This window comes from Dickeya fangzhongdai, assembly GCF_002812485.1.
GTDB classification, from domain to species: Bacteria; Pseudomonadota; Gammaproteobacteria; order Enterobacterales; family Enterobacteriaceae; genus Dickeya; species Dickeya fangzhongdai.
Window position 1 is genome coordinate 3,894,640 of sequence record NZ_CP025003.1, and the last position, 25,579, is coordinate 3,920,218.

General features: G+C 55.8%; 18 protein-coding genes, 3 tRNA genes and 4 rRNA genes. 15 read left to right on the forward strand and 10 right to left on the reverse strand.

Annotated elements, in window-relative coordinates:
• The first annotated feature begins 75 nt into the window (after window positions 1-75).
• From proX to emrB, 7 genes are all read left to right on the forward strand, one after another.
• Window positions 76-1,074 carry a glycine betaine/L-proline ABC transporter substrate-binding protein ProX gene (proX, locus tag CVE23_RS17480; RefSeq protein ID WP_100850037.1) on the forward strand — a complete coding sequence of 333 codons (999 nt, stop codon included), beginning with the start codon at window positions 76-78 and terminating at the stop codon, window positions 1,072-1,074.
• A gap of 314 nt (window positions 1,075-1,388) precedes the next feature.
• Window positions 1,389-2,594: an MFS transporter gene (locus tag CVE23_RS17485; protein WP_038920033.1), complete on the forward strand. Its 1,206-nt coding sequence runs from the start codon at window positions 1,389-1,391 to the stop codon at window positions 2,592-2,594.
• Window positions 2,595-2,693: 99 nt separating this feature from the next.
• Window positions 2,694-3,455 carry an AzlC family ABC transporter permease gene (locus tag CVE23_RS17490; protein WP_225622606.1) on the forward strand — a complete coding sequence of 254 codons (762 nt, stop codon included), beginning with the start codon at window positions 2,694-2,696 and terminating at the stop codon, window positions 3,453-3,455.
• Window positions 3,452-3,793, forward strand: a complete 342-nt coding sequence (ygaH, locus tag CVE23_RS17495; protein WP_038920035.1) for an L-valine transporter subunit YgaH — start codon at window positions 3,452-3,454, stop codon at window positions 3,791-3,793. The genes CVE23_RS17490 and ygaH overlap by 4 nt, the downstream gene beginning before the upstream one ends.
• 173 nt (window positions 3,794-3,966) lie before the next feature.
• The gene (gene mprA / locus CVE23_RS17500; RefSeq protein ID WP_013319204.1) at window positions 3,967-4,479 is read left to right on the forward strand and encodes a transcriptional repressor MprA; all 513 of its coding nucleotides are present in this window, start codon (window positions 3,967-3,969) and stop codon (window positions 4,477-4,479) included.
• 172 nt (window positions 4,480-4,651) lie between these two features.
• Window positions 4,652-5,827: a multidrug efflux MFS transporter periplasmic adaptor subunit EmrA gene (gene emrA / locus CVE23_RS17505; protein WP_038920036.1), complete on the forward strand. Its 1,176-nt coding sequence runs from the start codon at window positions 4,652-4,654 to the stop codon at window positions 5,825-5,827.
• Between the two features lie 17 nt (window positions 5,828-5,844).
• Window positions 5,845-7,377 carry a multidrug efflux MFS transporter permease subunit EmrB gene (gene emrB / locus CVE23_RS17510; RefSeq protein ID WP_038920037.1) on the forward strand — a complete coding sequence of 511 codons (1,533 nt, stop codon included), beginning with the start codon at window positions 5,845-5,847 and terminating at the stop codon, window positions 7,375-7,377.
• Between the two features lie 92 nt (window positions 7,378-7,469).
• Here emrB and CVE23_RS17515 read toward each other — a convergent pair whose 3' ends face one another.
• Complete coding sequence (locus CVE23_RS17515) at window positions 7,470-8,573, reverse strand: tRNA/rRNA methyltransferase (protein WP_100850038.1); 1,104 nt, start codon at window positions 8,571-8,573, stop codon at window positions 7,470-7,472.
• A 242-nt stretch (window positions 8,574-8,815) separates the two neighbouring features.
• Between CVE23_RS17515 and trxC the strand changes: the two genes are divergently transcribed.
• The 5 genes from trxC to CVE23_RS17540 all read left to right on the forward strand — a co-directional run bounded on the left by trxC (window position 8,816) and on the right by CVE23_RS17540 (window position 14,696).
• The gene (trxC, locus tag CVE23_RS17520; protein ID WP_038666248.1) at window positions 8,816-9,241 is read left to right on the forward strand and encodes a thioredoxin TrxC; all 426 of its coding nucleotides are present in this window, start codon (window positions 8,816-8,818) and stop codon (window positions 9,239-9,241) included.
• Between the two features lie 87 nt (window positions 9,242-9,328).
• Window positions 9,329-10,045, forward strand: coding sequence for a tRNA-uridine aminocarboxypropyltransferase (locus tag CVE23_RS17525; protein WP_038920039.1), 717 nt, complete (start codon window positions 9,329-9,331; stop codon window positions 10,043-10,045).
• A gap of 33 nt (window positions 10,046-10,078) precedes the next feature.
• The gene (locus CVE23_RS17530; protein WP_100850039.1) at window positions 10,079-12,745 is read left to right on the forward strand and encodes a bifunctional acetate--CoA ligase family protein/GNAT family N-acetyltransferase; all 2,667 of its coding nucleotides are present in this window, start codon (window positions 10,079-10,081) and stop codon (window positions 12,743-12,745) included.
• A gap of 154 nt (window positions 12,746-12,899) precedes the next feature.
• A complete protein-coding gene (gene pssA, locus CVE23_RS17535) occupies window positions 12,900-14,255 on the forward strand; it encodes a CDP-diacylglycerol--serine O-phosphatidyltransferase (protein WP_100850040.1) in 1,356 nt (451 codons plus the stop codon).
• A 117-nt stretch (window positions 14,256-14,372) separates the two neighbouring features.
• Window positions 14,373-14,696: a YfiM family lipoprotein gene (locus tag CVE23_RS17540; RefSeq protein ID WP_038669319.1), complete on the forward strand. Its 324-nt coding sequence runs from the start codon at window positions 14,373-14,375 to the stop codon at window positions 14,694-14,696.
• Here CVE23_RS17540 and CVE23_RS17545 read toward each other — a convergent pair.
• From CVE23_RS17545 to gmhB, 9 genes are all read right to left on the reverse strand, one after another.
• A complete protein-coding gene (locus tag CVE23_RS17545; protein WP_038920042.1) occupies window positions 14,693-15,997 on the reverse strand; it encodes an MFS transporter in 1,305 nt (434 codons plus the stop codon). The genes CVE23_RS17540 and CVE23_RS17545 overlap by 4 nt on opposite strands.
• A gap of 425 nt (window positions 15,998-16,422) precedes the next feature.
• A 5S ribosomal RNA gene (gene rrf, locus CVE23_RS17550) occupies window positions 16,423-16,538 on the reverse strand.
• Between the two features lie 42 nt (window positions 16,539-16,580).
• A tRNA-Thr gene (locus CVE23_RS17555) sits at window positions 16,581-16,656 on the reverse strand.
• Between the two features lie 14 nt (window positions 16,657-16,670).
• Window positions 16,671-16,786: ribosomal RNA gene (rrf, locus tag CVE23_RS17560) — 5S ribosomal RNA — on the reverse strand.
• Window positions 16,787-16,906: 120 nt separating this feature from the next.
• Window positions 16,907-19,813: ribosomal RNA gene (locus tag CVE23_RS17565) — 23S ribosomal RNA — on the reverse strand.
• Between the two features lie 168 nt (window positions 19,814-19,981).
• Window positions 19,982-20,057 (reverse strand) — tRNA-Ala (locus CVE23_RS17570).
• A 112-nt stretch (window positions 20,058-20,169) separates the two neighbouring features.
• Window positions 20,170-20,246: transfer RNA gene (locus CVE23_RS17575), tRNA-Ile, on the reverse strand.
• A gap of 69 nt (window positions 20,247-20,315) precedes the next feature.
• Window positions 20,316-21,857: ribosomal RNA gene (locus CVE23_RS17580) — 16S ribosomal RNA — on the reverse strand.
• Together the 16S, 23S and 5S rRNA genes with 3 tRNA genes alongside form the textbook arrangement of a ribosomal RNA operon.
• 369 nt (window positions 21,858-22,226) lie before the next feature.
• The gene (gene gmhB / locus CVE23_RS17590; RefSeq protein ID WP_038920043.1) at window positions 22,227-22,793 is read right to left on the reverse strand and encodes a D-glycero-beta-D-manno-heptose 1,7-bisphosphate 7-phosphatase; all 567 of its coding nucleotides are present in this window, start codon (window positions 22,791-22,793) and stop codon (window positions 22,227-22,229) included.
• 180 nt (window positions 22,794-22,973) lie between these two features.
• On the opposite strand from gmhB, the gene metN reads away from it, so the two are divergent.
• The 3 genes from metN (at window position 22,974) to CVE23_RS17605 (ending at window position 25,530) form a co-directional block, all read left to right on the forward strand.
• Complete coding sequence (gene metN, locus CVE23_RS17595) at window positions 22,974-24,005, forward strand: methionine ABC transporter ATP-binding protein MetN (RefSeq protein ID WP_038666237.1); 1,032 nt, start codon at window positions 22,974-22,976, stop codon at window positions 24,003-24,005.
• Complete coding sequence (locus CVE23_RS17600; RefSeq protein WP_038920045.1) at window positions 23,998-24,651, forward strand: methionine ABC transporter permease MetI; 654 nt, start codon at window positions 23,998-24,000, stop codon at window positions 24,649-24,651. Before metN ends, CVE23_RS17600 begins: the two co-directional genes overlap by 8 nt.
• Window positions 24,652-24,714: 63 nt before the next feature.
• The gene (locus CVE23_RS17605) at window positions 24,715-25,530 is read left to right on the forward strand and encodes a MetQ/NlpA family lipoprotein (protein ID WP_038920047.1); all 816 of its coding nucleotides are present in this window, start codon (window positions 24,715-24,717) and stop codon (window positions 25,528-25,530) included.
• Window positions 25,531-25,579 lie beyond the last annotated feature (49 nt).

The window sequence follows — 25,579 nt, forward strand, 5'->3', positions numbered from 1 at the left end:
CCGCACGCTCTGACACAGGTGTCTGTGCGTCGTTCACGACTGCTTATTGAATAAGACAATATGAGGACTATCCGTATGCGTAACATCAGCATGGCAACGCTTGCCCTGACTACCGTACTCAGTACCAGCCTGTTTGCCGCCGACGACCTTCCCGGCAAAGGCATCACCGTCAAACCGGTGCAAAGCACCATTTCCGAAGAAACGTTCCAGACCCTGCTGGTCAGCAAAGCGCTGGAAAAACTGGGGTATACCGTCGATAAGCCCAGCGAAGTGGACTACAACGTCGGTTACACCTCAATTGCCGCCGGTGACGCCACCTTTACCGCCGTCAACTGGCAACCGCTGCACGACGACATGTATCAGGCTGCCGGCGGCGATACCAAATTCTACCGTCAGGGCGTCTACGTTTCGGGCGCGGCGCAAGGGTATTTGATCGACAAGAAAACCGCCGATCAGTACCACATCACCCGTCTGGATCAGCTAAAGGATCCGAAACTGGCGAAACTGTTTGATACCAACGGTGACGGCAAGGCGGACCTGACCGGCTGTAACCCCGGCTGGGGCTGCGACAGCGTCATCAATCACCAGATTCAGGCTTACGGGCTGAGCGACGCCGTCAACCACAATCAGGGCAACTACGCGGCGCTGATCGCCGATACCATTACCCGCTACAAGCAGGGCAAACCGATCCTGTACTTCACCTGGACGCCGTACTGGGTGAGCGACGTACTGGTGCCGGGGCGTGACGTGGTGTGGCTGCAGGTGCCGTTCTCCTCGCTGCCCGGCAAGCAGAAAGGCACCGACACCAAACTGCCTAACGGCGCCAACTACGGTTTCCCGGTCAACACTATGCGCATCGTCGCCAACAAGGCGTGGGCGGAGAAAAACCCGGCCGCGGCCGCCCTGTTCGCCACCATGAAACTGCCGCTGGCGGACATCAACGCCCAGAACCTGCGCATGCATCAGGGCGAAGCGTCTCAGGAAGCTATCGAGCGCCACGTCAACGGCTGGATCAAAGCGCATCAGGCGCAGTTTGACGGCTGGATTAATTCCGCCCGCGCGGCGGCAAAGTAAGTCGCTACGCCACCATAATCCAGAGGATGCCCGCCAGGGTATCCTCTATGTCTTACCCGCCGTTTCGGATCGACTCCGCTTTTCCTTCGCCGTTTTCCCTTTTTATCGGTTTCCGCCTTATCAGTTTTTATCGCCCCGAAAGTAAACGCTTACCCTTTGCCGGAAGCGGAGAATAATAGGCTTCTTCCGGTCTGGCTGATAAAACTCCTGATTATTTTCAGGGAAATTTATAAGATAAATTGCTGGATTCTCCGGCGTGACTGTTCAATACTAAATTAATAAATCCGATTTAACATTAAGTTAACATTTCTCGCATGTCTGCATCTACCACCACCACCGCCGGCCTGAGCCCGGCACTGACGCTGTTGATGTCCGCCGCCACCGGGTTGGCGGTAGCCAGTAACTATTACGCCCAGCCGTTGCTGGACGCTATCGCCCAGGCATTCAGCCTGTCGGTCAATCAGGCCGGTTTTATCGTCACTGCCGCCCAGTTGGGTTATGCCTGCGGCCTGATGTTTCTGGTGCCGTTGGGCGACCGCTTCGAGCGCCGCGGTTTGATCGTCGGGATGACCCTGCTGGCGGCAGGCGGCATGCTGATTACCGCCTCCGCCCCTTCACTGTGGTTGATGGTGGCCGGCACCGCCATTACCGGCCTGTTCTCGGTCGTGGCGCAGATTCTGGTGCCGCTGGCCGCCACGCTGGCCTCGCCGGAAAGCCGCGGCAAGGTCGTCGGCACGATCATGAGCGGCCTGCTGCTGGGGATCCTGCTGGCCCGAACGCTGGCCGGCGCGCTGGCGTCGCTGGGAGACTGGCGCACGGTGTACTGGGTCGCCAGCCTGCTGATGACGGGAATGGCGTTGCTGATGTGGCGCGCGCTGCCGCGTTATCACCCGTCAACCAACCTTAACTATCCACAGTTACTGATCTCCATCTTCCAGTTATTCGGCAGCTCCCGCCCGTTGCGCACCCGCGCGATACTGGGCGCGCTCTCTTTCTCCAATTTCAGCATCATGTGGACATCGATGGCGTTCCTGCTCTCCGCTCCTCCTTACCATTACAGCGAGGCCGTGATCGGGTTATTCGGTCTGGCGGGGGCCGCCGGCGCGTTGTCCGCCAGCCGGGCCGGCCGTCTGGTGGATCAGGGCAAAGCCAAACTCTCCACCACCGTGGGGCTGTTGCTGCTGGCGCTGTCATGGCTGCCGATCGCCGCCGGCGTCAGCGCCATAGCGCCGTTGCTGATCGGCATTGTGGCGCTGGATATGGCGGTTCAGGGGCTGCATGTCACCAACCAGAGCGCGATTTACCGTATGTTGCCGGACGCGCGCAACCGTCTTACCGCCGGTTACATGACCAGCTACTTTATCGGCGGCGCCCTCGGCTCGCTGATTTCCGCCTACGCTTATCAGCATTTCGGCTGGCTGGGGGTATCGGGAGCCGGAGGCGCGCTAAGTCTGCTGGCGCTGCTGGTGTGGTGGCAAAATCATCATTACGAATCTTCGCAGCCGGAGACGCACGGATGACGCCCCGCCGCTGCCCAATTGACGGTAAAGCGCTATCGCTGACGGCGGTTTGCGCCTATGATGTTGTTTTTTCGACCAGTATATTTTTTCAATCCGTGGATGAGCCCAGACACCGTGAACTCCGTTTCTTCCAGCCAGACTGATGCCCGCACGACGGCCGACGCCTCGTTTGCCAGCGGTCTGTTTGACAGCCTGCCGATCGTCATCGGTTACGTGCCGGTGGCGTTCGCCTTTGGCCTGAACGCCGTCAAGCTGGGTTTCACGCCGCTGGAAGCCATTTTTCTTTCCTGCATCATTTACGCCGGCGCCAGCCAGTTCGTCATTACCGCGCTACTGAGCGCGGGCGCGTCTATCTGGGTGGCGGCGTTGACCGTAATGGCGATGGACGTCCGCCATGTGCTGTACGGCCCCTCGCTGCGCCGCCGTATTATGCAGCGACTGCCGACCGGCAAAACCGTCTGGTGGGCATTCGGACTGACCGATGAGGTCTTCGCCGCCGCGACGGCGCGGCTGTCGCGGGATAACCGACGCTGGAGCGAGTCCTGGATGCTGGGAGTGGCGCTGAGCGCCTGGCTGTCGTGGGTCGCCGGCACCGTGCTCGGCGCGGTATTCGGTAATGGCCCGCTGGAAGGTTACCCCGCGGTCGAGGCCGCACTGGCGTTTATGCTGCCGGCGCTGTTTCTGAGTTTTCTGCTCGCGTCCTTCAAACGCCGTCAGAGCCTGGTGGTAGCCGCCGCGCTGGGCGGCGCCTGTCTGGGGCTGCTGGTATCGTCCATTCCCGCCGCCATCCTGATCGGCATCGGCGGCGGTTGTCTGGCATCGCTGTATCAACCGACATCAGTAAAGGAAGAAACGCGATGAATACTTCAGTATTATTGATTGGTTTACTGGTGGGAACAGTTAACTTTCTGTTCCGATACCTGCCGCTGCGGCTGGGCGCCGACCGGGCGTCCGGTAACCTGCGTCGGGGCAAAACCGCCCTGCTGCTCGACAGTATCGGCATTGCTTCCATTTGCGCTCTGCTGGTGGTGTCCGCCCTGCCGGATATCATGCAGCACACAGAAAGACTGTTGCCAACGCTGGCAGGGTTCGCCCTGCTGACGCTTTGTTTTTACAAAACCCGCAGCATCGTACTGTCGACGCTGTTGGGCGCGCTGTGCTACGGCATAGTATTTAAATGGTTTCAGACGATGGCCTGAACGTAACCGGCTAACGTCACTCGCACAGCCAAAAACAATAAACGGCGACAGACCGTACCACCTGCACATGTTTCGACCAGTGACAAAATAAGCACTAATCGACAAGTTTCTCGCATTTACCTAATTAGTAACATTCGTTACTATACGGGTCGTGATTAATAAGGTTGACATCTATGGAAAGTTCATTCGCCCCAATTGAAGACATGCTGCGTATGCGGGCTTCACGCCGCCCGGATTTCCCTTATCGTGAAGTCCTGCTGCTGCGTTTATTCCTGCATATGCAAACCAAAATACTGGAACACCGCAACCGTATGCTGAAAGAACAGGATATCAATGAAACCCTGTTCATGGCGCTGCTTACGCTCGAATCGCAGGAAAACTACTGCATTCAGCCTTCCGAATTAAGCGCGGCGCTCGGTTCCTCGCGCACCAACGCCACCCGCATCGCGGATGAGCTGGAAAAACGCGGCTGGATCGAACGACGCGAAAGCGACAGCGACCGCCGCTGTCTGTACCTGTACATGACCGAGAAAGGTAAAGCCTTTCTGGACGAACTGCTGCCGCCTCAGCACCGAAGCCTGAATATTCTCTGCTCCGCCCTTGAAGACAGTGAAAGAGATCAGTTGGAAGTGCTGATGCGCAAGCTGTTACAGCGTCTTGATGAAATGGATCAGGACGGCATTTAACGCCCGTCGCCATTCCTGACAGAGACCATCGCCATCGTTGCCTGCAAACCTTAATGGTTTGCAGGGGGAGTCGTGTTTTTTTTAAAAAAACCGTCACCGCGCGATATCGCCATGAAAGGCAATCAAAGGCCATGAAAGGCCGAAAAAAAAGAAATTTAACTGGGAGAGAACCATGAGTGCCAACGTGGAAAAGCAGACTCCACCAACTATGCCATCGAAGTCCAGAAAATCGCGTAAGGGAATTCTCACGCTGCTGATGATTCTGTTTTTCTTTATTGGCTGTGTGTGGTTTGCCTACTGGTATCTGGTGTTGCGGCACCATCAGGAAACCGATGATGCCTACGTCGCAGGCAACCAGATTCAAATTATGTCGCAGGTCAACGGCAGCGTCGCCCGCGTCAACGTCGACAATACCGACTTCGTTAAAAAAGGCGACGTACTGGTAGAGCTCGACCCAACCGACGCCGAGCAGGCCTTTGAACGGTCGAAAACCACGCTGGCCAACAGCGTGCGTCAGGTTCATCAGCAGATGATCAACGTCCGCCAGTACAAAGCCAACATCGACCTGCAGCAGATTGCGCTGGACAAGGCTATCAGCGACCTGAACCGCCGTGAAGCGCTGGGGCGGGCCAATGCTATCGGCCGGGAAGACCTGCAACATGCGCGCGATCAGGTCGCCAGCGCCAGAGCGTCGCTGGAAGCGGCCAAACAGCAGTATGCCGCCACTCAGGCGCTGGTGCTGAATACCCCATTAGAGCAGCAGCCCGCCATTGCCCAGGCCGCCACTGACCTGCGCAACGCCTGGCTGGCGCTCAAACGTACCCATATCGTCAGCCCGGTGGATGGTTATGTCTCCCGCCGCAGCGTGCAACTGGGCGCGCGCGTCACCCCGTCTTCCGCTCTGATGGCGGTGGTGCCGGCCGCTCCGCTGTGGGTCGACGCCAACTTTAAGGAAACCCAGTTAGCCAATATGCGCATCGGTCAGCCGGCGGCCATCGTCAGCGACCTGTATGGCGACAGCGTGGTGTACAAAGGCAAAGTGGTGGGTCTGGACATGGGAACCGGCAGCGCCTTCTCGCTGTTGCCGGCCCAGAACGCCACCGGCAACTGGATCAAGGTAGTACAGCGCCTGCCGGTGCGTATCGAATTGGATCCGAAACAGCTGGCCGATTACCCGCTGCGTATCGGCCTGTCGATGCTGGTTAAAGTGGATACCGCCAATACCGACGGCAAGGTGCTGTCCGATGCGTCCCGCGCGACACCGGCCTATCAGAGTGATGCACTGGATCTGGATCTGACGCCGGTTGATCAGATGATCGACCAGATCATCGGCGCCAACGCTGGCTGACCCCAGAGGAGAGCAGCGTGACAAGAAAACCACTTGAGGGCATGACGCTGGCTCTGATGACGATCGCCCTGTCGCTGGCGACGTTCATGCAGGTGCTGGACTCGACAATTGCCAACGTAGCTATTCCGACCATCGCCGGGAATCTCGGCGCATCCAACTCACAGGGCACCTGGGTCATCACGTCTTTTGGGGTGGCAAACGCCATCTCCATCCCCATCACCGGCTGGCTAGCCAAACGATTCGGCGAGGTGCGCCTGTTTATCTGGGCCACCGTGCTGTTTACCCTGACCTCCTGGCTGTGCGGCATGTCCACCAGTCTGGAAATGCTGATCGTTTCCCGTATGCTGCAGGGTCTGGTTGCCGGGCCGATCATTCCGCTGTCCCAAAGCCTGCTGCTGAATAACTACCCGCCTGCCAAACGAGGCATTGCGCTGGCTTTGTGGTCAATGACGGTGGTGGTTGCCCCGATCTTCGGCCCGATCCTCGGCGGCTGGATCAGCGACAACTACCATTGGGGGTGGATCTTCTTCATCAACGTGCCGTTAGGCATCGTGGTGGTGCTGATCACCCTGCAGACATTGCGCGGGCGCGAAACCAAAACCGAAATTCGCCCCATCGACACCATTGGGCTGATTCTGCTGGCGGCGGGTATTGGCTGCCTGCAGATGATGCTGGACCGCGGCAAAGAGCTGGACTGGTTTAACTCGACGGAAATCGTGGTGCTGGCGGTGGTTGCGGTGATTTCGCTCACCGTGCTGGTGGTTTGGGAGCTGACCGACGATCACCCGGTGGTCGATCTGTCGCTGTTCAAAATGCGCAATTTTACTATCGGCTGCCTGTGCACCAGCCTGGCGTTCATGCTCTATTTCGGCGCCATCGTACTGTTGCCGCAGTTGCTGCAGGTCGTGTTCGGCTATACCGCCACCTGGGCCGGGCTGGCTTCCGCTCCCGTGGGCCTGATGCCGGTGATTCTCTCGCCGATCATCGGGCGGTTCATGCATAAGCTCGATATGCGCCGTCTGGTGACGTTCAGCTTCATCATGTATGCGGTCTGTTTCTACTGGCGAGCCTACACCTTTGAGCCGGCAATGGATTTCGGCGCGTCCGCCTGGCCCCAGTTCGTGCAAGGGTTCGCCGTGGCCTGTTTCTTCATGCCGTTGACCACCATCACCCTCTCCGGCCTGCCGCCGGAACGGATGGCGGCCGCCTCCAGTCTGTCGAACTTTGCCCGTACGCTGGCGGGCTCCATCGGCACGTCGATCACTACCACATTGTGGGAGCGTCGGGAAGCGTTGCATCACGAACAGCTTAGCGAGGTGATCAATCCCTACAACCCGCTGGCGCAGCAGACCTATCAGCAACTGGAAGCGATGGGAATGAGTCAGCAGCAGGTGTCCAGCTATCTGGCTCAGCAGATCACGGCGCAAGGGCTGATTATCGGCGCCAACGAAATCTTCTGGCTGTCGGCCGGGGTGTTCGTCGTGCTGATCGTGCTGGTGTGGTTCGCCAAACCGCCATTCGGCAGTCACTCGGCTGGCGGCGCACACTGATTTCCCACGCCGAACAGAGCTAAAGCGCAAAAGCAAAAAAGGTGGCTACGCCACCTTTTTTATTGCCGCACGACATCACACGACACAGGGTTTTAGCCGTGATTCTGGCGCCACCATTCCGCCAGCAGGATCCCGGTCGCGACCGAGATATTCAGGCTTTCCACGTTGCCGGTGCCGTCAATCGACACTTTGACGTCGCCCTGCTGCCAGGCGTTGTCAGACAAGCCATCCCCTTCCTGCCCCAGCACAATCACCGTTTTGGCAGGCAGCGAGACTTTCGACAAGGTCGTGCCTTTGTGGCTGGAGGTGGTGACGATGGTGTAACCGGCGGCACGGAACTGCGCCAGCGCATCGACCAGACCGTCAGCGCTGATCGCTTTCACGTGCTCGGCACCGCCTTCCGCCGTGCGCACCGCCGCGCCGGATTCCAGCTGCGATGCATCGCGCACCAGCACGCCTTTCACGCCGAAATGGGCGCAGCTACGCATGATGCCGCCCAGATTATGCGGATTGCCGACATCTTCCAGCGCCAGCACGCAGTCGGTATCCCCGGCTTCGCGCAGGTACGCCGTCACATCCAGACCACGACGTTTCTTGATCAGGAAACACACGCCGCCGTGATGCTCCGTACCGGACGCGCGGATCAGCTCGTCGTCTTCCACCACGTGGTAAGCCTTACGGTTGGCCGCCATCCAGCGCAGCGCCTCACGAAAACGCGGCGTGACTTCCTGCAGGAACCAACCGCGCACAATTGCTTCCGGACGGCTCAGGAACAGCGCCTGACAGGCATTTTCTCCGTAGACGCGGGTCTCTTCCGACCGCTGGCGACGAATCTGTTCCGGATCGATCTGGCTCTTACCGCTGATACCGCCGTGATCCGGCTCTTCTCCCGGTGCGCGCGATACCGTTTTCCACGGAGAATCCGCATGATCAACCGGCTCGCGACGCGGTGGACGCTCACGCTCACGCCCCGCCGACTCGCTACGCCATTTGCCGCCACGCTCGGCGCCATCTTTATTATCTCTGTCCCGCCCGCCGCGCGGCGCGCTATCTCGCCCTTTACGGCCACGGTTGTCGCCATCGCCACGACGCTTATCCGGCGTACGTTTCTGCTTACCGTTCTTCTCGTCCCCGTCTTCGCTGCGGACGTACATGACGCGGACTTTGCCGCTCTTTCCACTTAATTCATCGCTCATGTTGTTCTCCACCTACGCGCTGGGCGCGAAGATTACCCTATGTCCACCGGCTTAGCCACCAACCCGATCATAAAAGTCACTAACTATTATAACCATTGGGTAAAACGCCTTGTTGGCGTTCGACCCGCTATCCATACTTATCCTGCTTTCGCACCACCGTCTGTTGATCTCTTCGCGTATGCTGGGCGCGCTTCCGTCAACAGTACACTTGATTCCAGCCCTTTTGCTACCGAGGCCCGTTTATGAATACGGTATGTGCATCCTGCAACGCCACCAACCGCCTGCCAGAAGAACGCAGCAATGATCATCAACACGCCAAATGCGGCCGCTGCGGTCAGGCGCTGTTCAGCGGCAAGGTGATTAACGCCACTGAAGAAACGCTGGATAAACTGTTGCAGGACGATCTGCCGGTGGTCGTGGATTTCTGGGCGCCCTGGTGCGGACCGTGCGTTAACTTTGCCCCGGTATTTGAAAGCGTCGCCGACGAAAACGGCGGCAAAATCCGCTTCATCAAGGTCAACACCGAAGCGGAACCCGGCCTGAGCGCCCGCTTCCGTATCCGCAGCATTCCTACCATCATGCTGTTCAAACACGGCAAAGTGGTTGATATGCTCAACGGCGCCATGCCCAAAGCTCCCTTTGAAAGCTGGCTTAGTGAATCGCTGTAAATCATTCCTCACCAGACGCCCCGCCAACACGCGGGGCTTCAGGTCGGCAGCCCGGTCGTTTAGAATGTCCCTTTTTAATGGAAAATCATGACCGGTAACGCCGTCCTGCGTCTGCGCCAGCAACGCCTTGCTCTTTCCACGCGCCCGTTTCGCGCCCGCGGCTGCCGTGTCATCCGCTGCCAGCGTTGCCTGCTGCCGGAAGTCCACTGCCTGTGCGACACCCTCTCGCCGCGCACCGCCCGCAGCCGCTTCTGTCTGGTGATGTTCGACACCGAACCGATGAAGCCCAGTAATACCGGCCGCCTGATTGCCGATGTCCTGCCGCAGACTGATGCCTTTCTGTGGTCCCGTACCGAGCCGGACCCGGCGTTGCTTGCCGCCCTGCAAACAGAAGAGTATCAGCCCTGGCTGGTCTTTCTGGCGGACGACGATGAAAGCGGCCGTCAGGTCTGTCACCAACTACCCGCCGACGGCAAACCGCCGCTGTTCGTGATGCTGGACGGCACCTGGCCGGAAGCGCGAAAAATGTTTCGCAAAAGTCCGTACCTCGATACGTTGCCGATCCTGTCGTTAAGCGTGGACGCTTTGTCCAGCTACCAGCTACGGGAGGCCAGCAGCGCCGGGCAGCACTGCACGGCGGAAATCGCCATCGCCCTGCTGCGTCAGGCCGGCGATAACGATGCCGCCGAAGCGCTGGCGCAGCATTTCGACCGTTTTCGCCGCCACTATCTGGCAGGCAAAGCCCATCACGCGAAAAAGAAAATTTCTTCCACTGTCACAGCAAAACCGGCAACAGACGTTTAAGATCAATCAGGTGTCTTCTAACAGGAGTAACTGATGAGTCAGCGCGGATTAGAGGCTCTGCTGCGGCCCCGTTCGATTGCCGTAATCGGCGCGTCGGAAAAACCGGGGAGAGCCGGATTTCTGATGATGCGCAACCTGCTTGACGGCGGCTTCAACGGACCGGTGCTGCCGGTTACGCCCAAATATCAGGCAGTCTGCGGCGTACTGGCGTACCGTGATGTCGCCAGCTTACCGATGACGCCCGATCTCGCCGTTATCTGCACCCGTGCCGACCGTAATCTGCCGCTGCTGGAAGCGCTGGGGCAGCGCGGTTGTAAAACGGTCATCATACTTTCCGCGCCGCCGGCGCAATTCGCCGAATTGAAAAACTGCGCCGCCCGCTATGCCGTACGGCTTCTGGGGCCAAACAGCCTCGGCCTGCTGGCGCCCTGGCAGGGACTCAACGCCAGCTTTTCGCCGGTGCCGATTCTAAAAGGCAAACTGGCGTTTATTTCCCAGTCGGCGGCGGTTTCCAACACCATACTGGACTGGGCGCAACAGCGCGGCATCGGTTTCTCCTACTTTATCGCGCTCGGCGACAGCCTGGATATTGACGTCGACGACCTGCTGGATTTTCTGGCGCGGGACGGTAAAACCAGCGCTATTTTGCTGCATCTGGAGCATGTCAGCGACGCGCGGCGTTTTCTCTCGGCAGCGCGCAGCGCATCCCGCAACAAGCCGATTCTGGTGATCAAAAGCGGGCGCAGCCGACAGGCGCAACAGCTGTTGCATGACGGCCAGCACGGGCTGGACGCCGCCTACGACGCCGCCATCCAGCGCGCCGGGCTGCTGCGGGTGCAGGATACCCACGAACTGTTTTCGGCGGTGGAAACCCTCAGCCACCTACGCCCGCTGCGCGGCGAGCGTTTGCTGATCGTCAGCAACGGCGCATCGCCCGCCGCCCAGGCGTTGGATCAGTTAATTGCCCGTCAGGGCAAGCTGGCGACGCTGAGCGAGACGACGCAGCAGGCGTTGCGTGCCGTGTTGCCCGATACCGTCTCCGTCGGCAACCCGCTGGACTTGCGCGACGACGCCACGCCGCAACGCTATCTGGCGGCGCTGTCGGCGCTGCTGGACAGCGACGATTACGACGCGTTGCTGATTATCCACGCCCCGAGCGCCGCCGCGCCGGGTACGGAAAGCGCTGAAAGCCTTATTCAGCTGTTGCAGCAACATTCGCGCGGCAAACGCATCACGTTGCTGACCAACTGGTGCGGTGAATTCTCTTCCCAGGAAGCACGCCGTCTGTTTAACGAGGCGGGCATCCCGACTTACCGCACCCCGGAAGGCGCGGTGATCGCGTTCATGCATATCGTCGAATACCGTCGTAACCAGAAGCAACTGAAAGAAACCCCGGCGCTGCCATCGGATCTCACCGCCAATGCCGCACAGGCGCATCGGTTGATCGGTCAGGCGCTGCAGGAAGGCGCCACCCGGCTCGATACCCACGAGGTCCAGCCGATTCTGCAGGCGTATGGCCTGAATACGTTGCCAACCTGGATTGCCGGCGACAGTACCGAAGCGGTGTACATCGCGGAAAAAATCGGCTACCCGGTCGCGCTTAAACTGCGATCCCCGGATATCCCCCATAAATCGGAAATTCAGGGCGTCGTGCTGTACCTGCAGAATGCTCAGGAGGTGCAACTGGCGGCGGAAGCAATGCTGGAACGAGTCAGACATACCAATCCGCAAGCACGCGTACTCGGCTTGCTGGTACAGGGCATGGCTAATCGTACCGGCGCGCTGGAGTTACGTATCGCGGTCGAACAGGATGCCATCTTTGGTCCGATCATCATGCTGGGTGCAGGCGGCATGGAATGGCGCCGGGAAACGCAGGCGGCGGTGGCACTGCCGCCGCTGAATATGGCGCTGGCGCGCTATCTGATCGTTCAGGCGTTGAAAAGCGGCAAAATCCGCAGCCAAAACGCACTCAAGCCGCTGGATATTCCGGCGCTCAGCCGGTTGCTGGTGCAGGTTTCCAACCTGATTCTGGATTGCCCGGAGATCTCGCGTCTGGATATTCACCCGCTGCTGGCCTCCGGCGAGGAATTCACGCTGCTGGATGTTACGCTGCATCTGGCGCCTTTCAGCGGCGACCCGCAGTCTCGTCTGTCTATCCGCCCTTATCCGCAGGAACTGGAAGAAACCGTCCGGCTCAAGGATGGCGCGTCCTGTCTGTTCCGCCCCATCCTGCCCGAAGACGAACCGCTGTTGGCCCATTTTATCGGCAAAGTAACCCGCGAAGATCTGTATTACCGTTATTTCAGTGAAATCAACGAATTTACCCATGAAGATTTAGCCAATATGACCCAAATTGACTACGATCGTGAGATGGCTTTTATTGCTGTGCGGTCAGGTACGGAAGGTGAGCCGGAGATCATCGGCGTCACACGCGCCATCGCCGACCCGGATAATACCAACGCGGAATTCGCCGTACTGGTGCGATCCGATCTGAAAGGGCTGGGATTAGGCAGGAAACTACTGGAAAAACTGATCCACTATACCCGCGCCCACGGTCTGGCGCGTCTGAGCGGCATCACCATGCCGACGAATCAGGGTATGGTCACGCTGGCGAAAAAACTGGGCTTCGCCGTTGATGTGCAATTGGAAGACGGTATTGTGACGCTGGAGCTGCCGCTGGACTCGTCCGCACAGCCATAATCAGGCGTGCAGATGCGGGCGGGATCTCGCTACAGGCAGTAAAACTTGCTCACAACGCTTGCCAAGTAGTGGTATCATCGCCCGATTCGGCTATGCCTTAACGTATATTTATGACCACGCGGTCATCCCACGATGAGAGAAGAATCGCACTGTGATGTTGTCAAAATTAAAGCGTACGAAATATCAACAACACCTTGCACAACTGCCTAAAATTCCTCAGTCTGCCGATGACGTCCAGACGCTTCACAGCCCAGCGCTTTTCCGTACTACGCTGACAGAACAGATTCTGCAGGCGAAGAAACGCATCTATCTGGTAGCCCTGTATCTGGAACACGATGACGGCGGCGAAGGCATTCTGTCGGCGCTCTATCAGGCCAAACGCCAATGCCCGGAACTGGAGATCACCGTACTGGTCGACTGGCATCGCGCCCAGCGCGGCCGCATCGGCGTTGCCGCCGACAGCACCAACGCTGACTGGTACTACGAAATGGCGCAGCGGTACGATGATGCGCCCTTCCCGATTTATGGCGTCCCGGTCAATACGCGTGAAGCGCTGGGCGTCCTGCATCTGAAAGGGTTTATTATCGATGACACGGTGCTTTACAGCGGCGCCAGTCTGAACGACGTCTACCTGCATCAGCATGAAAAATACCGTTATGACCGCTATCAGCTGATTCATAACCCCGTGCTGGCTGATGTCATGGCGCGTTATGTGCAGGACCTGCTGGCTTCGTCCGCCGTGCAGCGGCTGGACCGCTCGTCTCGTCCCAAAACCATCGACATCAAAAACGATATCCGTCAGTTCCGTCAGTCATTGCGTTCGGCAACGTATATGCTGCCTGGCGTCGGCGACAACAACCACCAATTGACGGTGACGCCGCTGGTCGGTTTGGGTAAACAGAGCCCGCTGAACCGGACTATCCATCACCTGATGTACTGCACTGAGCAGCGTCTGGTGATGTGTACCCCGTACTTCAATCTGCCGGCTCTGCTGGTTCGCAACATTATCCGTCTGCTGCGCAACGGCAAACAGATCGAGATCATTATCGGCGACAAGACGGCCAACGACTTCTTTATTCCTGAAGACCAGCCGTTCCGGATTATCGGCGCGCTGCCGTACCTGTATGAAATCAACCTGCGTCGTTTCCTGAGCCGGTTGCAGAAATACATCGACAGCAATCAACTGATGATCCGTCTGTGGAAGGACGGCGATAACAGCTTTCACCTCAAAGGCATGTGGGTGGACGATAACTGGCAACTGCTGACCGGCAACAACCTCAATCCTCGCGCCTGGCGGCTGGATCTGGAAAATGCCATTCTGATTCATGACCCGGAGCAGGTATTACAGGTACAGCGTCAGCAAGAGCTGGAGTGCATCCGCGCTCATACCCAGATCATCACGCACTATCAGCAATTGCAAAGTATCGCGCAATATCCGGTAAAAGTGCGCAAGCTTATCCGCCGTCTGCGCCGCATCCGCATCGATCGCCTGATCAGCCGAATTTTGTAACCATCTGCCGTATTCCCGGCACAGTTTGTTAATGCTCTGCCGGGAATTATCATGCCTGTAGTAAGCTTTGTCAGGTTTCTTCGGCCAGTGGCGGTATACAGGTCATGAGGGGATATGATGCGCAAAGCGCTGCTATTACTGCTGTCCGTTTGTTCAGGGTGCGCGCACATGGCGCAGGATCAGTGGACGGGGCCCGACAAAGCGAAACATTTCATGGCATCAGCGCTACTAAGCGCCGCGGGCAGTGAATTCGAGGAACATCAGCATCAGAGCCGCGACCGCAGCGCTGCATTCGGATTGATGTTTTCCGTCAGTATCGGCGCAGCCAAAGAAGCCTATGACAGCCGGCCGCAAGGCAGTGGCTGGAGTTGGAAAGATTTCACCTGGGATATAGCCGGCGCAACGGCCGGCTACTGTTTATGGCAGGCATCCCATCGTTAGAGCGTCTCGCCTTTCCCTTTGTGATGCAGCCCGAGCGAAACCAGAAACGCCAGCGCTCCCATCAGCGAAACATACCAGAAGAAAGCCTCTTCCGTACCCAGCGATTTTAGCGACAGCGCCACATACTCAGCGGAGCCGCCAAACAGGGCGTTCGCCACGGCGTAAGACAACCCGACGCCCAGCGCTCGCACTTCCGGAGGAAACATTTCCGCCTTTAGAATGCCGCTGATCGAGGTATAAAAGCTCACGATCACCAGAGCCAGCATTACCAGCGCAAACGCGATAACCGGGTTAGTCACGCCCTGCAAAGTAGACAGAATCGGCACCGTCAGCAACGCCGAAAACGCCCCAAAAACCAGCATGGAACTACGACGACCAATTTTGTCGGACAGCGCACCGAACAAAGGCTGCAACAGCATGAAAGCAAACAGCGCCAGAGTCATCAACCCGCTGGCGGATTTGGCATTCATCCCGGCAGTATTCACCAGATATTTCTGCATATAGGTGGTGTAGGTATAGAAGCTCAACGAACCGCCGGCGGTAAAACCCAACACCATGACGAAAGCCTTGCGATTACGCCACAGCGCGCGCAGCGATCCGGCATCCTTACGGGCACGGGTTTCACTGGCGGAGGTTTCATTCAGCGAACGACGCAGAAACAGCGCTACCACAGCCAACGCCGCACCCAATGCGAACGGAATACGCCAGCCCCACGTACGCAAATCCGTATCGGAAAGCAATTGTTGCAGGATTACCACCACCAGTAACGCCAGCAATTGACCACCGATTAGCGTCACGTATTGGAATGAAGCATAGAATCCTTTGCGCCCTTCCAGCGCCACCTCACTCATGTAGGTTGCGCTGGTGCCGTACTCCCCGCCGACCGACAGCCCCTGAAACAAACGCGCTATCAGCAACAATAATGGCGCCCAGACGCCAATCGTCGCATAGCCGGGCAGGCAGGCGATCACTAAAGATCCCAGGCACATCATACACACAGAAATCAGCATCGATTTTTTACGGCCATATTTATCGGCGATATAGCCGAATAACCAGCCGCCAATCGGGCGCATCAAAAATCCGGCAGCAAATACGCCGGCGGTCTGTAACAATTGCGTTGTGGTATTACCGGTTGGGAAAAAGATATGCGCAAAATAAAGGGAACAAAACGAATAGACATAAAAATCAAACCATTCCACCAAATTTCCCGATGACGCGCCGACTATCGCCCAGATGCGTTGACGGGCGGTATTTATAGTTGTTGATTCTGTTTCCTGTTGTGGGTTTATTGTATTTGCCATATAAGCGTTACCCTTCCTGTCTGCTATTTAATGATTATCTTATAGCAGATACAGTAAAACAGGCTCGGTAGTTCAGGCAAAGGCTAACTGGCTCATGTAATTATTTAAGCTGACGGCGTCACTCTACAATGAAATAACAGCAGAGGTTATTTCATTGCGATTAAAACAGGGAATTCAGCGAATATGGTAAGGATATAATCCGTGAATATGGCGATTCTATTGTAAAACGTTTGCCATAAGGCATTCGAAAGGTCATTGCCTGAACAGGACAGAAGCCATCATTTAACGTACCTGAATTGTGCCCCATCGTGCCGCGGCAATACTTTCTTTTACCCGTGTAGAACCTCATGTCTTAACGTTATTCAGGATGAACAATAGAAAAGAAAAAAGGCCATCCGCATGGATGGCCTTTCTTGCTGTTTGATGTCTGGCAGTTCCCTACTCTCGCATGGGGAGACCCCACACTACCATCGGCGCTACGGCGTTTCACTTCTGAGTTCGGCATGGGGTCAGGTGGGACCACCGCGCTCTCGCCGCCAGACAAATTCTTTTATTTAATTTGCCGAACACTATTTAAAACAAGTGGTGCTGATACCCAGAGTCGAACTGGGGACCTCACCCTTACCAAGGGTGCGCTCTACCAACTGAGCCATATCAGCACACATAATTTGATGCCTGGCAGTTCCCTACTCTCGCATGGGGAGACCCCACACTACCATCGGCGCTACGGCGTTTCACTTCTGAGTTCGGCATGGGGTCAGGTGGGACCACCGCGCTCTCGCCGCCAGGCAAATTCTTTTCATTCCAACCGTTATGCCCACACTCATGCGCCGCACAACCATCAGAATCCATCCGTCGAACAAGCCAAATTCTTTCTCGTCTCTCTCACCAAAACACCTTCGGTGTTGTAAGGTTAAGCCTCTCGGGTCATTAGTACTGGTTAGCTCAACGTATCGCTACGCTTACACACCCAGCCTATCAACGTCCTCGTCTCGAACGTCCCTTCAGGGGCCTCAAGGGCCCAGGGAAGACTCATCTCGGGGCAAGTTTCCCGCTTAGATGCTTTCAGCGGTTATCTCTTCCGCACTTAGCTACCGGGCAATGCAATTGGCATCACAACCCGAACACCAGTGGTGCGTTCACTCCGGTCCTCTCGTACTAGGAGCAACCCCCCTCAATCTTCCAGCGCCCACGGCAGATAGGGACCGAACTGTCTCACGACGTTCTAAACCCAGCTCGCGTACCACTTTAAATGGCGAACAGCCATACCCTTGGGACCTACTTCAGCCCCAGGATGTGATGAGCCGACATCGAGGTGCCAAACACCGCCGTCGATATGAACTCTTGGGCGGTATCAGCCTGTTATCCCCGGAGTACCTTTTATCCGTTGAGCGATGGCCCTTCCATTCAGAACCACCGGATCACTAAGACCTGCTTTCGCACCTGCTCGAGCCGTCACTCTCGCAGTCAAGCTAGCTTATGCCTTTGCACTAACCTCCTGATGTCCGACCAGGATTAGCTAACCTTCGTGCTCCTCCGTTACTCTTTGGGAGGAGACCGCCCCAGTCAAACTACCCACCAGACACTGTCCGCAACCCGGTTTACGGGTCTACGTTAGAACATCAAACATTAAAGGGTGGTATTTCAAGGTTGGCTCCATGCAGACTGGCGTCCACACTTCAAAGCCTCCCACCTATCCTACACATCAAGGCTCAAGGTTCAGTGTCAAGCTATAGTAAAGGTTCACGGGGTCTTTCCGTCTTGCCGCGGGTACACTGCATCTTCACAGCGAGTTCAATTTCACTGAGTCTCGGGTGGAGACAGCCTGGCCATCATTACGCCATTCGTGCAGGTCGGAACTTACCCGACAAGGAATTTCGCTACCTTAGGACCGTTATAGTTACGGCCGCCGTTTACCGGGGCTTCGATCAAGAGCTTCTCCTTACGGATAACCCCATCAATTAACCTTCCGGCACCGGGCAGGCGTCACACCGTATACGTCCACTTTCGTGTTTGCACAGTGCTGTGTTTTTATTAAACAGTTGCAGCCAGCTGGTATCTGCGACTGGGCTCAGCTCCGTCCGCAAGGGACTTCACCATGCCCAGCGTGCCTTCTCCCGAAGTTACGGCACCATTTTGCCTAGTTCCTTCACCCGAGTTCTCTCAAGCGCCTGAGTATTCTCTACCTGACCACCTGTGTCGGTTTGGGGTACGATTCAATGTTACCTGATGCTTAGAGGCTTTTCCTGGAAGCAGGGCATCTGTCACTTCAGTACCGTAGTACCTCGTCATCACGCCTCAGTGTTGACAGCAGACCGGATTTACCTGGTCCACCCACCTGCACGCTTAAACCGGGACAACCGTCGCCCGGATGACATAGCCTTCTCCGTCCCCCCCTCGCAGTAACACCAAGTACAGGAATATTAACCTGTTTCCCATCGACTACGCTTTTCAGCCTCGCCTTAGGGGTCGACTCACCCTGCCCCGATTAACGTTGGACAGGAACCCTTGGTCTTCCGGCGTGCGGGTTTTTCACCCGCATTATCGTTACTTATGTCAGCATTCGCACTTCTGATACCTCCAGCAGACCTCACAGTCCACCTTCAACGGCTTACAGAACGCTCCCCTACCCAACAACGCCTAAGCGTCGCTGCCGCAGCTTCGGTGCATGGTTTTAGCCCCGTTACATCTTCCGCGCAGGCCGACTCGACCAGTGAGCTATTACGCTTTCTTTAAATGATGGCTGCTTCTAAGCCAACATCCTGGCTGTCTGGGCCTTCCCACATCGTTTCCCACTTAACCATGACTTTGGGACCTTAGCTGGCGGTCTGGGTTGTTTCCCTCTTCACGACGGACGTTAGCACCCGCCGTGTGTCTCCCGTGATAACATTCTCCGGTATTCGCAGTTTGCATCGGGTTGGTAAGCCGGGATGGCCCCCTAGCCGAAACAGTGCTCTACCCCCGGAGATGAATTCACGAGGCGCTACCTAAATAGCTTTCGGGGAGAACCAGCTATCTCCCGGTTTGATTGGCCTTTCACCCCCAGCCACAAGTCATCCGCTAATTTTTCAACATTAGTCGGTTCGGTCCTCCAGTTAGTGTTACCCAACCTTCAACCTGCCCATGGCTAGATCACCGGGTTTCGGGTCTATACCCTGCAACTTAACGCCCAGTTAAGACTCGGTTTCCCTGCGGCTCCCCTATGCGGTTAACCTTGCTACAGAATATAAGTCGCTGACCCATTATACAAAAGGTACGCAGTCACACCCAAAAGGTGCTCCCACTGCTTGTACGTACACGGTTTCAGGTTCTATTTCACTCCCCTCGCCGGGGTTCTTTTCGCCTTTCCCTCACGGTACTGGTTCACTATCGGTCAGTCAGGAGTATTTAGCCTTGGAGGATGGTCCCCCCATGTTCAGACAGGATACCACGTGTCCCGCCCTACTCATCGAACTCACGGCCTGTGCATCTTCGTGTACGGGACTTTCACCCTGTATCGTGCGACTTTCCAGACGCTTCCACTGACACACAAGCCGATTCAGGTTCTGGGCTCCTCCCCGTTCGCTCGCCGCTACTGGGGGAATCTCGGTTGATTTCTTTTCCTCGGGGTACTGAGATGTTTCAGTTCCCCCGGTTCGCCTCATTAACCTATGGATTCAGTTAATGATAGTGTGACGAATCACACTGGGTTTCCCCATTCGGGTATCGTCGGGTATAACGGTTCATATCACCTTGCCGACGCTTTTCGCAGATTAGCACGCCCTTCATCGCCTCTGACTGCCTAGGCATCCACCGTGTACGCTTAGTCGCTTAACCTCACAACCCGAAAGTGTCTCGGGATGCGGGTATGTTGAGAGACTCGAACAACACATGAATTCACACTCATATGCCGTCGTTTCAAATTATTCAGCTTGTTCCGGATTGTTAAAGAGCAGAATACTTCGCAGCATACTGTCGCCAGTATACTCTGAAGTCATTCGTAAATGGTGGAGCTATGCGGGATCGAACCGCAGACCTCCTGCGTGCAAAGCAGGCGCTCTCCCAGCTGAGCTATAGCCCCATAGAATGCAACACGTAAACCTTTACCCGTAATTTCTTCTGAGACAAGGCGTGGAATGACGACGCATACATCAATATGCGGGCTATTTCACAACGCAGTATCAGGAGAAATCTGGTAGGCCTGAGTGGACTTGAACCACCGACCTCACCCTTATCAGGGGTGCGCTCTAACCACCTGAGCTACAAGCCTATAAGGTTTTACCGCTCGTTTACTTCATCAGACAATCTGTGTGGACACCACGCAGGCACTTCAACTCGGTAAGGAGGTGATCCAACCGCAGGTTCCCCTACGGTTACCTTGTTACGACTTCACCCCAGTCATGAATCACAAAGTGGTAAGCGCCCTCCCGAAGGTTAAGCTACCTACTTCTTTTGCAACCCACTCCCATGGTGTGACGGGCGGTGTGTACAAGGCCCGGGAACGTATTCACCGTAGCATTCTGATCTACGATTACTAGCGATTCCGACTTCATGGAGTCGAGTTGCAGACTCCAATCCGGACTACGACGTACTTTATGAGGTCCGCTTGCTCTCGCGAGGTCGCTTCTCTTTGTATACGCCATTGTAGCACGTGTGTAGCCCTACTCGTAAGGGCCATGATGACTTGACGTCATCCCCACCTTCCTCCGGTTTATCACCGGCAGTCTCCCCTGAGTTCCCACCCGTAGTGCTGGCAACAGAGGATAAGGGTTGCGCTCGTTGCGGGACTTAACCCAACATTTCACAACACGAGCTGACGACAGCCATGCAGCACCTGTCTCAGCGTTCCCGAAGGCACGACCGCATCTCTGCAGTCTTCGCTGGATGTCAAGAGTAGGTAAGGTTCTTCGCGTTGCATCGAATTAAACCACATGCTCCACCGCTTGTGCGGGCCCCCGTCAATTCATTTGAGTTTTAACCTTGCGGCCGTACTCCCCAGGCGGTCGATTTAACGCGTTAGCTCCGGAAGCCACGCCTCAAGGGCACAACCTCCAAATCGACATCGTTTACAGCGTGGACTACCAGGGTATCTAATCCTGTTTGCTCCCCACGCTTTCGCACCTGAGCGTCAGTCTTCGTCCAGGGGGCCGCCTTCGCCACCGGTATTCCTCCAGATCTCTACGCATTTCACCGCTACACCTGGAATTCTACCCCCCTCTACGAGACTCTAGCCTGTCAGTTTTGAATGCAGTTCCCAGGTTAAGCCCGGGGATTTCACATCCAACTTAACAGACCGCCTGCGTGCGCTTTACGCCCAGTCATTCCGATTAACGCTTGCACCCTCCGTATTACCGCGGCTGCTGGCACGGAGTTAGCCGGTGCTTCTTCTGCGGGTAACGTCAATCGGTAAGGTTATTAACCTTACCGCCTTCCTCCCCGCTGAAAGTGCTTTACAACCCGAAGGCCTTCTTCACACACGCGGCATGGCTGCATCAGGGTTTCCCCCATTGTGCAATATTCCCCACTGCTGCCTCCCGTAGGAGTCTGGACCGTGTCTCAGTTCCAGTGTGGCTGGTCATCCTCTCAGACCAGCTAGGGATCGTCGCCTAGGTGAGCCGTTACCCCACCTACTAGCTAATCCCATCTGGGTTCATCCGATGGCGTGAGGCCCGAAGGTCCCCCACTTTGGTCTTGCGACGTTATGCGGTATTAGCTACCGTTTCCAGTAGTTATCCCCCTCCATCAGGCAGATCCCCAGACATTACTCACCCGTCCGCCGCTCGCCGGCGGGGAAGCAAGCTTCCCCCCGCTGCCGCTCGACTTGCATGTGTTAGGCCTGCCGCCAGCGTTCAATCTGAGCCATGATCAAACTCTTCAATTTAAAGTTTGATGTGTTTTCCGAAGAAAACGTGCTCAAAGAATTTACTGTTAGTTCGTATGAATTAACTGTTGTCACTCTTCAAGACTTTTCACAAATATTTTAGTGAAGCGTCCTGCGAGTGCCCACACAGATTGTCTGATTGATTGTTAAAGAGCAGTGCGACCGGCTTACAGCCTGCTGTCGCGAGGTGGCGTATACTACGCTTTCCTCATTCAGAGTCAACGACTTTTTTCTCGCTTTCTCCGCCTCACACCGCGCTGGCTCATCGCCGTTGCCGTGTCAGTGGATGCGCATTATAGGGATCCGAACGGGTTACACAACCACTTTCTCGATCTTTTTTTCCGTTCGCGCATTTTTCCACCCTTACGGCTATTTTACGTGCTGTTTGATCGTTTTTGGCAGGTCCGCCAGGCTATCTATTAGCCAATCAGCCAATTTTTCGCCTTCTTCGGTGATCGGTTTGCCGGTTTTAACCAATACTTTAGTGCCTACCCCCGCTGCCTGCGCTGCCTGCATATCTTCAACTTTATCGCCCACCATATAAGAAGCGGCCATATCAATGTGCAAATGACGCTGCGCAGAGATAAACATCCCCGGTTGAGGTTTACGGCAATCACACTGTTGACGATATTCTCCTTCGCCAGCATCAGGGTGATGCGGACAATAATAGATACCGTCCAGGTCAACACCACGATCGGCCAGCGACCAATCCATCCACTCGGTCAGTTGCATGAACTGATCTTCGGTAAACTTACCTCTGGCAATCCCTGACTGGTTGGTCACCAGCACCAGAGCAAAGCCCATTTTTTTGAGTTCATTCAAGGCGTCAATCACGCCGTCAATGAACTGGAACTGATCGATTTCATGGACATAGCCATGATCAACATTAATGGTACCGTCACGGTCGAGAAAAATTGCAGGGACGCTGTTTGCCACTTACCTTTGCTCCTGATGGCGTAAATTGTGCTTAGTATCGCATGTTTTCATCACCAGAGAGAATGTCATCCCTGACGGGATCTCGATTGACTTAGACGTCTAGACGCCTTAACATCCCCTCCACATTAGGTCGGAATATTATGGTTTCTTGTCCGGCCATCGTCATCTTTGATAAAACTTATGATTGAACTGATTAATATTACAAAGGTTTTCCAGCAAAAAGGACGCGCCGTCACTGCGCTGGACGACGTGACATTACGCGTGCCCGCGGGTCAGATTTATGGCGTGATTGGCGCATCAGGCGCAGGTAAAAGCACGCTGATTCGCTGCGTGAATCTGCTGGAAAGACCGACTCAGGGGAAAGTGTTGATCGACGGGAAAGAGCTGATGAGCCTGTCGGAAAGCCAATTAACGCGCACCCGCCGCCAAATCGGCATGATTTTCCAGCACTTCAATTTGTTGTCCTCACGTACCGTATTCGGCAATGTGGCGCTGCCGCTGGAGCTGGACAACACGCCCGCGGCTGAAATCAAACAGCGGGTGCATCAGCTTCTGGATTTGGTCGGGCTGTCGGACAAGCATGACGCCTATCCTGCTAATCTGTCCGGCGGGCAAAAACAGCGCGTCGCCATTGCCCGCGCGCTGGCAAGCAACCCCAAAGTTCTACTGTGCGATGAAGCAACCAGCGCGCTGGACCCGGCCACGACCCGTTCTATTCTTGAATTGCTGAAAGACATCAATCGTCGGCTGGGGCTGACCATCCTGTTGATTACGCATGAAATGGATGTGGTTAAACGTATCTGCGATCAGGTGGCGGTTATCAGTAACGGCAAACTGATTGAGCAGGATACGGTCAGCGAAGTGTTTTCTCATCCGAAAACACCGCTGGCTCAGAAATTTATCCAGTCCACCCTGCATCTGGATATTCCGGATGACTATCAGCAGCGACTGTCGGCAACGCCTCGCCCAGGCAGCGTGCCGCTGCTGCGTATGGAGTTTACTGGCCAGTCGGTCGACGCGCCCCTATTGTCCGAAGTGGCCCGGAAGTTCAACGTCAACAACAACATTATCAGCGCGCAGATGGATTACGCTGGCGGTGTGAAATTCGGCATCATGCTGGCCGAAATGCACGGGCAGGAAACCGACACCCAGGCAGCCATAGCCTTTCTGCAGCAACATCACGTGAATATTGAGGTATTGGGTTATGTCTGAAGCCATGCTCTGGTTGATTGCCCGCGGCGTTTGGGAGACCGTGGTGATGACATTCGTGTCCGGCTTTTTCGGTTTTATGCTGGGTTTGCCCGTCGGCGTGCTGTTGTATATCACCCGCCCCGGGCAGATTATCGCCAATCCTAAGCTTTATCGCAGCATTTCCGCGTTGGTGAATATTTTCCGCTCCATTCCTTTCATTATTCTGCTGGTGTGGATGATTCCTTTTACCCGAGTGATTGTAGGCACCGCAATTGGTCTACAGGCAGCGATTGTACCGTTAACGGTAGGAGCGGCGCCTTTTATCGCCCGCATGGTGGAAAACGCCCTGCTGGAAATTCCGACCGGGTTGATCGAAGCGGCACGCGCGATGGGCGCTACGCCGCTGCAGATTATCCGCAAGATTTTGCTACCCGAAGCCCTGCCCGGTCTGATCAACGCCGCCACTATTACATTGATTACGTTGGTAGGTTATTCAGCCATGGGCGGTGCGGTCGGCGCCGGTGGTCTGGGGCAGATTGGTTATCAGTATGGTTATGTCGGCTATAACGCCACCGTGATGAATACCGTGCTGGTCCTGTTGGTGGTTCTGGTTTATCTCATTCAGTTTTTTGGTGACAGAGCAGTTCGCGCGGTTACCCACAAATAACGGGTTTCACCATCGCGTCTATTATTCTTCGATGCAGGTTAAAACATTAAACAGAGGTAAAAAATGGCAATTAAATTGAAATCTCTCGCGGCGGTTGGTGCGTTGATTGGTGCGCTGGCGCTGGCCGGATGCGGTCAGGAGCAGAAGAACCCTAACCACATTAAAGTGGGCGTGATCGTCGGTGCCGAGCAGCAGGTAGCGGAAGTGGCGCAGAAAGTCGCCAAGGAAAAATACGGTCTGGATGTTGAACTGGTTACCTTTAATGATTACGTGCTGCCGAACGAAGCGCTGAGCAAAGGTGATATCGACCTGAACGCTTTCCAGCACAAACCGTACCTCGACCAGCAGATCAAGGATCGCGGCTATAAGCTGGTTTCCGTCGGCAACACCTTCGTGTATCCGATCGCCGGTTACTCCAAAAAAATCAAATCGCTGAATGACCTGCAAAACGGCGCTCAGATCGCCCTGCCGAACGATCCGACCAACCTGGGCCGTTCGCTGCTGCTGCTGCAGAAAGTGGGCTTGCTCAAACTGAAAGACAACGTTGGCCTGCTGCCGACCGTACTGGATGTGACTGAAAACCCGAAAAACCTGAAGCTGGTCGAACTGGAAGCACCGCAGCTGCCGCGCTCTCTGGATGACGATCAGATTGCTCTGGCCATCATCAACACCACTTATGCCAGCCAGATCAACCTGACCCCGACCAAAGACGGTTTGTTCGTAGAAGAAAAAGACTCACCGTACGTTAACCTGCTGGTTGCTCGTGAAGACAATAAAGATGCAGAAAACGTGAAAAAATTCGTAAAGGCTTATCAGTCTGACGAAGTAAATCAGGCGGCGCTGAAAACATTTAATGGTGGCGCGGTGAAAGGATGGTAAGTTAATACTTACTTTCTTGCATAAAAGAGATGAAAGACGGGCAACTGCC

Excerpts from the sequence above, each read along its gene's own strand:
- proX (WP_100850037.1), top strand. The coding sequence starts at position 76 with ATGCGTAACATCAGCATGGCAACGCTTGCCCTGACTACCGTACTCAGT.
- CVE23_RS17485 (WP_038920033.1), top strand. The coding sequence starts at position 1,389 with ATGTCTGCATCTACCACCACCACCGCCGGCCTGAGCCCGGCACTGACG.
- CVE23_RS17490 (WP_225622606.1), top strand. The coding sequence starts at position 2,694 with ATGAGCCCAGACACCGTGAACTCCGTTTCTTCCAGCCAGACTGATGCC.
- ygaH (WP_038920035.1), top strand. The coding sequence starts at position 3,452 with ATGAATACTTCAGTATTATTGATTGGTTTACTGGTGGGAACAGTTAAC.
- mprA (WP_013319204.1), top strand. The coding sequence starts at position 3,967 with ATGGAAAGTTCATTCGCCCCAATTGAAGACATGCTGCGTATGCGGGCT.
- emrA (WP_038920036.1), top strand. The coding sequence starts at position 4,652 with ATGAGTGCCAACGTGGAAAAGCAGACTCCACCAACTATGCCATCGAAG.
- CVE23_RS17515 (WP_100850038.1), bottom strand. The coding sequence starts at position 8,573 with ATGAGCGATGAATTAAGTGGAAAGAGCGGCAAAGTCCGCGTCATGTAC.
- trxC (WP_038666248.1), top strand. The coding sequence starts at position 8,816 with ATGAATACGGTATGTGCATCCTGCAACGCCACCAACCGCCTGCCAGAA.
- CVE23_RS17525 (WP_038920039.1), top strand. The coding sequence starts at position 9,329 with ATGACCGGTAACGCCGTCCTGCGTCTGCGCCAGCAACGCCTTGCTCTT.
- CVE23_RS17530 (WP_100850039.1), top strand. The coding sequence starts at position 10,079 with ATGAGTCAGCGCGGATTAGAGGCTCTGCTGCGGCCCCGTTCGATTGCC.
- pssA (WP_100850040.1), top strand. The coding sequence starts at position 12,900 with ATGTTGTCAAAATTAAAGCGTACGAAATATCAACAACACCTTGCACAA.
- CVE23_RS17540 (WP_038669319.1), top strand. The coding sequence starts at position 14,373 with ATGCGCAAAGCGCTGCTATTACTGCTGTCCGTTTGTTCAGGGTGCGCG.
- CVE23_RS17545 (WP_038920042.1), bottom strand. The coding sequence starts at position 15,997 with ATGGCAAATACAATAAACCCACAACAGGAAACAGAATCAACAACTATA.
- metN (WP_038666237.1), top strand. The coding sequence starts at position 22,974 with ATGATTGAACTGATTAATATTACAAAGGTTTTCCAGCAAAAAGGACGC.
- CVE23_RS17600 (WP_038920045.1), top strand. The coding sequence starts at position 23,998 with ATGTCTGAAGCCATGCTCTGGTTGATTGCCCGCGGCGTTTGGGAGACC.
- CVE23_RS17605 (WP_038920047.1), top strand. The coding sequence starts at position 24,715 with ATGGCAATTAAATTGAAATCTCTCGCGGCGGTTGGTGCGTTGATTGGT.